The sequence below is a fragment of the Streptomyces sp. NPDC050625 genome, from assembly GCF_040654755.1.
Lineage (GTDB): Bacteria > Actinomycetota > Actinomycetes > Streptomycetales > Streptomycetaceae > Streptomyces.
Window position 1 is genome coordinate 26313 of the sequence record NZ_JBFAIQ010000053.1, and the last position, 6340, is coordinate 32652.

Annotated in this window: 7 protein-coding genes and 1 pseudogene; 1 reads left to right on the forward strand and 7 read right to left on the reverse strand. The window is 69.1% G+C overall.

The features are described from left to right. Window positions 1-2: 2 nt before the first annotated feature. Genes AB0I54_RS45295 through AB0I54_RS45305 form a run of 3 tightly spaced genes read right to left on the reverse strand, consistent with a single transcriptional unit; the run spans window position 3 to window position 2133 of the window. Window positions 3-950 (reverse strand): hypothetical protein, encoded by a 948-nt coding sequence (locus tag AB0I54_RS45295; protein ID WP_363302239.1) that lies wholly within the window; start codon window positions 948-950, stop codon window positions 3-5. Then, window positions 950-1978 carry a UbiA family prenyltransferase gene (locus AB0I54_RS45300; protein WP_363302240.1) on the reverse strand — a complete coding sequence of 343 codons (1029 nt, stop codon included), beginning with the start codon at window positions 1976-1978 and terminating at the stop codon, window positions 950-952. The genes AB0I54_RS45295 and AB0I54_RS45300 overlap by 1 nt, the downstream gene beginning before the upstream one ends. Continuing rightward, complete coding sequence (locus AB0I54_RS45305) at window positions 1975-2133, reverse strand: hypothetical protein (protein ID WP_363302242.1); 159 nt, start codon at window positions 2131-2133, stop codon at window positions 1975-1977. The genes AB0I54_RS45300 and AB0I54_RS45305 overlap by 4 nt, the downstream gene beginning before the upstream one ends. 194 nt (window positions 2134-2327) lie before the next feature. Between AB0I54_RS45305 and AB0I54_RS45310 the strand changes: the two genes are divergently transcribed. Further along, window positions 2328-2957, forward strand: coding sequence for a methyltransferase domain-containing protein (locus tag AB0I54_RS45310; protein ID WP_363302243.1), 630 nt, complete (start codon window positions 2328-2330; stop codon window positions 2955-2957). On the opposite strand, the gene AB0I54_RS45315 is transcribed toward AB0I54_RS45310, so the two are convergent. From AB0I54_RS45315 to AB0I54_RS45330, 4 genes and pseudogenes are all read right to left on the reverse strand, one after another. Further along, entirely contained in the window at window positions 2954-3604 is a 651-nt protein-coding gene (locus tag AB0I54_RS45315; RefSeq protein WP_363302244.1) for a DUF3159 domain-containing protein, read from the reverse strand. The genes AB0I54_RS45310 and AB0I54_RS45315 overlap by 4 nt on opposite strands. 68 nt (window positions 3605-3672) lie before the next feature. Further along, complete coding sequence (locus AB0I54_RS45320; RefSeq protein ID WP_363302245.1) at window positions 3673-3963, reverse strand: hypothetical protein; 291 nt, start codon at window positions 3961-3963, stop codon at window positions 3673-3675. 551 nt (window positions 3964-4514) lie between these two features. Further along, a complete protein-coding gene (locus AB0I54_RS45325) occupies window positions 4515-5954 on the reverse strand; it encodes a hypothetical protein (RefSeq protein ID WP_363302246.1) in 1440 nt (479 codons plus the stop codon). Then, a pseudogene (locus AB0I54_RS45330) lies at window positions 5951-6340 on the reverse strand (hypothetical protein); the annotation flags it as partial. The pseudogene AB0I54_RS45330 and the gene AB0I54_RS45325, both read right to left, overlap by 4 nt.

Here is a 6340-nt window from a genome sequence, read left to right on the forward strand (position 1 = left end):
GATCACCCCAGACGAGCATGGGCGCCTGATCCCTTCTCCGCTCGGTCGAGCTGCCCTGCGGCGCGCTCGGCCCATGTGTCGGTCAGTCCGAGGACGACTCCGGCGTCGGTCCGCGACAGCGCGGCGCGCGCCCGCTCCAGGCAGCGCAGTGCGAGTCGCAGCACCACGGCCGCTCCGCCGCTCAGATACAGCGCGTCGAGGAGGTCGTCCGCGGTGTGTGCGGCGAAGGGCGTGAGCGAGGGGTCGGCACTGTCCGGGACGCTGATGCCCAGGGCGCTGATGCCCAGGGAGACGGGGAAGGTGACGTTGCGGTGTTCCCAGTCCTCCCTCAGATCTTGCAGGTCGTCGAGCAACTGGAGTCCGGAACACAGGTCCGTGACGGCTTGGGGAAGCTCCGCGAGGTGCCGCGACCGTCCGCAGCGCGCCGCCACGACGACCAGGGCCAGAATCCCGGGGGCGGCCTTCTCTCCCAGACGGAACACGTCGTCGGGGCTGTAGTCGTCTCCAGGCCGCTCGTTGTGCGCGATGTCCCGCAACAGCGCCTCGGCATAGGCGGCCGCACCGACGGCATGTGACACCAGGAAGCGCTCGGTTCCGGCCCCAAGCCGTGCCCCGCGCGTCAGGTACAGGGTGAGCGCGGCGTCCATGAGCACAGCTTGCCTGGGGGAAAGCCGTCCGTGGTCAACGAGCTGGTCGTGCAGGACGTAATACAGGTGCCCGAGGCCGAAGACGGTGGCGACCTCCTCCAGCCAGCCTCCGTCCTCCTCCCCCCAGTGCATGGCCTGGGCGAGTGGCATGTAGAAGAAGCCGGAATCTAGGCCGAACACCTTGCGAGGGAGTCCCCGGACCGTCGTGTCGAGCGCGGGTACGGCGCGGGTGATCTCTTGGTGAATGCGAGCGACGATGGTTTCCCAAGGCACCGCGGAGCGCGCCTCGTTCAGGGACGGCATCAGGCGATCTTCTCCTGCTCACGGGTAGGGAGGGTCACCAGGCCGCGGGTCAGCACGAGCCACACGGCGGTGAGGACGGCGACGACGACCGTCGCGAGGGGTGCCCAGAGCAAGCACGCCACCATCAACGAGAAGAAATTCAAGCCGAGATAACGCTCCCGGCCGTTCGGATCCACGGCCCGCGCCTGCCGCACCAGCGTCCACAGCGAATGGCAGGCCACGCCCTGGAGGACGAGCAGTACGGCCGTCGCCACCGCGCGGTGCCCGGCCGGAGACGGCGCGGCCAGGACCAGTACGAGAAGGGAGGCCACCGAACCGAGCAGCAGAACGCAGAGCAGCAGCAGATAGGAGTGCGTCGGTATCAGCCGACCTGAATCGGTCAGCCGCACCCCCGCCCGGAGCGCCGTCGTGTCGTCTCCCACCGCCCGGTCGTGTTCGAGGTCCTTGAGATTTCCGGCGACGACATTGAGCAGGACCATGTGGATACCGAAGACCACGGCCACCAGCCATGCAGGCGTGAGATCATGCGGGGCCGTCACGACACAGCACAGGACAGCCGGTGCGCCCATGTTCACGCCGAACAGGAGGTCCATCACCAAAGGATGGGCGATCCTGCGCTTCTGATGGGTGTTGGAAAAAGTGACGGTTGCGAAAAGGACGGTCATGCCTACGGCGAACAACCACCCCGATTCTCCGGCGACCGTGGCGAAGATCGTCAGCACGACGGCCAGAGCCAACTGAACCCCGAGCGCGATACGCGCCCCGGTAATACTGATAGCGCCACTGACCAGAACACTTCTGCGTCGCGCTGGGTTCCGACGGTCGGACTCCAGATCGGCGAGGTCGTTGACCGTGCATCCATAGGTGTGACCGAGCACCCCGAGGGCCGAGACCGCGATCACCGGAGCTGGGGAGACGTCTCCCCCCGCGGCCACCAAGGGGCCGAGGGGGTAGACGAAAGCCGCGGCGCTCGCAGCATGAACCCTGGTCAGCCGGCTGTACCGCCGGAGACCGGAATCCTTTCTCACCAAGTGACGCCTTCATCGGCGCGCGGTTCGAGAAGCCGCCGGCGTTCTCGTGTGCTGTCCGCCGTCTCCGCCGTACGCCAGTCCTGCTTGATCGAACCCACGAGCTCTTCGAACAATTCGCAATCTTCGATGGTGGCCGAACTACCTTGCTGCACACTCGCCCCCTTGATTAGTGATGCAAAGTTCCAACAGTGTGACCGCGCGCACGACGAACTGTCCATATGTACTCAGTAGTTCGATAATCTGAGATCGGAACTGCACAATGATGCGAGAAGCTCACCAGAAGGATCTCGATCGTTCACGGCAAACGATCAGAACCGGGCGGGGAACCGAGGAATTCTACGCATGCGTGTTCGGTTCGGAAGTGGTGGACCGCGCGGGTCCGATTCTCGACATCGGCGCCGGCGACTCACCCTTCGGGCGTGAGCGGCTGGATGTCGTCCGGGTCGACCCCGCGTACGCGGACGAGCCCCCGGCGGGTTCGAGGGCGGTCGCCGCGCTCGGGCAGGCCCTGCCCTTCGGTGACCGCACGTTCTCCGTCGTCCTGGGGAGCTTCGTCGCCCAGCATGTACGGGACGTCGACGAACTGCTGACCGAGTTACTCCGGGTGGTACGGCCGGAGGGCTTGCTCGCGCTGCACCCGGTCTGGCGGCCGTCCGCCGGGCGCCGCGCGGTGAGCGAACTGGACGGGCACGCCCGCTTGTTGCCGTCTGCCGACATCCGGGCATCAGGGTACGGGGATCCGCGCCTGCCCCCGCGAGGGACACGTCGGAGGACGCTGCCTTCCTTGGTCCTGCGCCGGCCACCGCACGGGTCGCCGGGGGAACTCGGCCGGATCGCGGAGACAATCGCCCGGAGCCGCGCACTCGTCCCCCCTGCCGTCATCGCCGTACCGGCGCGCTGGGGCATGCGGACCCTGGTCCGCGCAAGGGGTACGACACGGCTCACCTTGCCCGGCAACCGGGACTCGCCTCCCTAATTCCCGGCAACCTTCGGCGAGTCGGTCTCCGTCTTACGCTGCCGGGCAGCGCCGTAAGCCAGGACGGCGAGCGTCACTGCGGCGCAGGCGATCTGCAACGGCGCGCGCAGCACGAAGCGCGCCACGAGCAGGACATCGGTGTCGCCGCGCAGGTACAGGACGGTCATCACAACGGCTTCCGCGGCGAACCGTGCCGCCCACAGCAAGGTGAGCAGTGCGTGCACCCGCTTCGAACCCGGAACCCGGAACCGCCATCGCCCGGCGACGGCCCGCAGCACCACGCCGATCAGGGGCCGCCGCAGCGCCACGCTCGCTGACAGCACCACCGCGTAGAGCGCGTCGATCAGAATGCCCGGCAGGAAGTAGTCCTGCGCCCGGCCCGTGAGCGCCGCGAGAGCCACAGAAGGGGCCAGCAATCCCAGGGCCACCAGCATCTTCCGCGCATGCCCCAGGCGAGAGGCGATCAGCGCGGCGGCACAACCGACTCCCAAGGCGACGCACGCCGCCACGGCCAGGGACACCGACGCGAAGCGCCAGGCGCCGTACCAGACGAGGGTCGGTGTGCCGACCAGAGCCACCAGGCAGGCGTCGCGGGCCATCACCGAGCGCCGCGTCTGCGCTGGCTCCGTCGAATCCGGGGACGTCACGGCAGAGTTGCCCCTCTTCCATCCACTGACGCGTTCCATCCGCGGTCGCGCGGCCTCGAAGAGGCCGGCTACCCGAGGAGCAGCATGCCGAGGAACAGCACGCCCACGATGCCGCCAGCGACGGCTGCCGCCTGCGTCCCCGACGTCATGAACACTGCTAGGACGAGCCAGAGGACGAGGAACACCACCGACGCGATCATCAGAGGGAAACCGAGATCGCTGGGTTTGCTCCGGGCGAGGGCCGACAGATTCTCGGCGACCTTCGCGACGATCGCGAAGAGGATGATGCCCCCCAGAATCACGCTGACGACGGCCGTGGCCACTGTCTGACTGCCGTCCGCAAGCCGCACATACTCCACCGATACGGCCCCCCTTCCCGATGCGGGTCAGCTTCTCGATGCTGGCCAGTGTGGAGGGACCCATCGTCAACTGTCCCGACATCGGAGGCTTGTTACCTGTTTCGTGACCGAAGGGACGCGAGGCGTTGCCGCCGGGGGCCGCCGGGCAAAGCCTGGTACCGCCGGCAATCCTTGGAGACTGTCTCCGGGTCGCTGGCGCGCTAGGTGACTGGTGTTAAGCGGGGCTTCTGGGCGTGTGTCCGTTACCGTCTGGGGCAGAACAGCCGAGGCCGAAGGGAACGGTCATGCAAACCATTGCCCGCGCTGAGACCAACTGAGCTGTTCACAGTTGCCGCGCCGCCAGTGGTCTGGGGCGGCGCGACAGCCTGTGTCTCAGCCACAGCTGCCGGGCTGGGGGAGCTTGCCGACGTCGTTCTCGGACGCGGTGACGGGTCCGGTGCTGTCTCCTTCTGCCCGCGCTGCCCGGCGGCGCCCGCGGCGCGCGGCGCGCGTACTCCGGGTCAGCAGTCTGCGGCAATCCGCCCAGATTTCGTACGCTGCGTAGCCGAACATCACTTGGCGCTCCCGGGGTCGGCGGGAATCAACAGGCCCTCGCCCGGCCACAGGGCGCACCCGGCTTCCGCCCACGCCAGTTGCCTGCCGACCTCGGCCAAGACCTCGATGCGTTCGGCGGGCCCGTACGCCCGATGCCGTCCGGCCGCCGGGTCGTAGACCCGTACCTCGCTGTGCGGGCCGGAGCACACCAGGGCACGGGCGATGTCGGACAGGCCGAGGCTGAGGGCATCGCATGCACGGTCCCGGATGAGCTGGAGGAGATCCGCGGTGACCGTCTCCCAGTCGCCGACCTGCGGCCAGCGCGTACCGCCGTCCAGTTCGTGGGTGAGCGTGGCAAGCGGCACGATCTCGCCGGGCCGACGGCCGCGGACGAGGCGGTCGTAGATGCGGGCGCCGTCCGGCTGCTGGACACGGGGGTGCAGCAGGGAGGCTGCGGTGACGAGCGAGGTGTTGATTTCCTGGGCGGCGGTCGGATAGTTGGCCTCGTGCGCGAAGAGGAGGTATGCCTCGCCGGTGGGCTGCTCGGAACTGTCCTGGTGCATGCGCGTCTTCTCCTTCGTCGGCTGGACGGGGGTCGTGTGCTCGGCTGAGGGCTGGGGTCGTCGATGGGGCCCGGGCGGATAGGGACCCCCCGGTGACTGCCCGCCGAACGGGTCGTGCCGGGCTGTCGCCGCGTCGCCGTGCGTGGGCGTGATGATCTGGTGGGTCTGGACGGCGAGTTGCAGCATCAGCCGCTCCCGGGCGATGAGCTCGCTGGAGACCGGGAGGGTGTCGTGGTGCTGGAGCAGGTCTGCTGTGTCGAACAGCTGGTGGTGGCCGATCTCGGCGGCCCGCTTCACCTCGTAGCGGTCGCTTCTGGCGGCCGCCTGGACGAGGCCGGCGTGCAGAGCGGCGAGACGCTGCAGGTAGCGGCAGGCGGCTTTGGCCTCGACGATCCGGGCGTTCTTGCCGGCGCGAGTATCGAGCCGGTTATGCAGGTGCTCCACGAGCAGCGGGGTCAAGGCGGCCGCCGGCAGCACGATGCTGAGGGGGACGCCGTGCATGAGCGCAAGGGCGGCCGCCACCAGGGTGAGGGCCGTGACGACGGCCGTGGCCGGTCGTACGGTCAGGGGACCGAGGCGGAACCGGTGTGCCGGACGCCTGGCCAGCCAGCGCAGACTGAGGCGCTGGGACCAGGTCGCGATCGGGGTGAACACGGCGACCGTGTACGGCTGTTCGGGCCGGCTGCCATCGGCCGGAACCGTCCGGTCGATCCACCCCCATCCCGTCCGTTCACGGATCAGGACGGGCTCGCAGCCGGCCGCGCAACCGGAGCCGCAGCAGACATGCCCGCCACGCACGGCGCGGGACCGTTTCCTCTCCCACCGCTGCAGCTGCCGCCCAAATGGGCTCAGCTGCTGAGCGATCCCTGCCGTTCGTGGTGCGTCCGTGGTCATGGGGTGTTTCCTTCCAACGGGTGGGTCGATGCGGTGGCGCACGTGGTGCAGCGGCCATCGCCCTCGGGGTGGGCCCGCCGGGGCGTCGGTCCAGGGCAGGTTCGGCACGGCGGCCAGCCGAGGCAGGCTGGGCAGAGGTCCTCGCCGGGGGCGGTTGCGGGAGCGCCGCAGCCGGCGCATTCGGTGAGGGCCCGGTAGGTCAGGGCCTCGCTCACCGTGCGCGCGGCGGCAGAGCCGGTCATCGGCGGCGGGGTGTCCCCCACGGGTGCGTCGTGGTGGTCGGCCGCGAGCGTAGGGGGCGGGTAGGCCTGGGCGGCACGCAGGCGGGCCGCGATGATCGCGCCGACCGTGGTCCGTACCGGATGGGGAAGGGGCCGGGCGGCGAT